The 1208-nt window shown below is 35.6% G+C and carries 2 protein-coding genes; both read left to right on the forward strand.

All coding sequences use genetic code 11. The features are described 5' to 3' along the window. Window positions 1-484 precede the first annotated feature (484 nt). Window positions 485-772: a BrnT family toxin gene (locus tag FTT91_RS14590; protein ID WP_039890878.1), complete on the forward strand. Its 288-nt coding sequence runs from the start codon at window positions 485-487 to the stop codon at window positions 770-772. Continuing rightward, entirely contained in the window at window positions 759-1073 is a 315-nt protein-coding gene (locus FTT91_RS14595; RefSeq protein ID WP_180006206.1) for a BrnA antitoxin family protein, read from the forward strand. The genes FTT91_RS14590 and FTT91_RS14595 overlap by 14 nt, the downstream gene beginning before the upstream one ends. The last annotated feature ends 135 nt before the right edge of the window (window positions 1074-1208 follow it).

Consider the following 1208-nt stretch of genomic DNA (forward strand, 5'->3'; position numbering starts at 1 on the left):
GACTCATGAGTGCTCGGTTATATGCGGGCCAATTGGTTGTGCGGTAGATTTTGTGTGTAGGCTTCTTCATTTGAAAATTATATCGCTGAAAAAGCCTTTACAGATAGGTTTGTGCAACAAAGCCCTTGGCAGATAAGCGTTCAAATTGGCTTTTGAATGCCTAATGAGTGTAACTTGCATATAAAATGAATAAGAGAGATTCATATAAAAGGCACTAAACATATTTTATTTTCCCTCAAATTACATTCCATTTAACATAATGGTGGTTATACGCAATACACTTGTATATTAATTTAAAAATCAATATCTTAAAAATTTACACCAAACCCTAAAATCCATAAAAAGCCGATTTTGAAACAAGTCGGCTTTTTTATGAGCAGTTTTGAAATATTTTGCCAATAAATTTGACTAAAAATTACGCTTTTCAACTTGAGTAATACAATTTTGTGATACATTATTGTATATACAAATTTGAATGTTTTTTATGGAACAGTATTTTGAATGGGATGAGGCAAAGAATCGAAAGAATCAGAAAAAACACGATGTTTCTTTCGAAACGGCAAGCCTTGTTTTTGAAGATCCGTTGAGGATCTCAATACAGGATAGACATACCGATGGTGAAGAACGTTGGCAGACCATTGGGAAAGTAAAAGGCGTACTAATGCTGTTAGTAGCTCACACCATCTTTGATGAAGATGACTGTGAAATCATACGAATCATTAGTGCAAGACAGGTAACAAAAGCGGAGCGAGATAAATATGAGCATGGTTAGACACTCACGCAAAGAACTGAATGAAAAATTCAGCGACAAGCAAGATGCTGAAATTGAACGCTTGCTTGCTAAGGGAACAGTTTCTGACGATCAGCTAGATCTATCAGATATGCCTGAAATTACCGACTGGAGTAATGCTGTACGCCACAATCAATTCTATCGTCCAGTGAAGCAACAAACATCTATTCGTTTAGATGCTGATGTACTTGCATGGTTTAAAGCTCAAGGCAAAGGCTATCAAACACGAATGAATGAAATTTTACGGGATGCCATGCTAAAAGAATTAAAAAATCATCAATAAAAATGGGAGGTAGTGTTCAAAAAACTGTGTCATTTCCTTAAACTGTTAAAAACAGGAATGATGCATTATGGCAACTACATTTGATTTTGAAACAGCCTTAAAACAACTCCAGTCAGGACAAGCACTGACTGGAGA

The organism is Acinetobacter sp. YH12021, assembly GCF_013420145.1.
Classification (GTDB): domain Bacteria; phylum Pseudomonadota; class Gammaproteobacteria; order Pseudomonadales; family Moraxellaceae; genus Acinetobacter; species Acinetobacter towneri.

Bases quoted from the DNA above. Each gene is read 5' to 3' on its own strand.
- FTT91_RS14590 (WP_039890878.1), top strand. From the start codon at position 485: ATGGAACAGTATTTTGAATGGGATGAGGCAAAGAATCGAAAGAATCAG.
- FTT91_RS14595 (WP_180006206.1), top strand. From the start codon at position 759: ATGAGCATGGTTAGACACTCACGCAAAGAACTGAATGAAAAATTCAGC.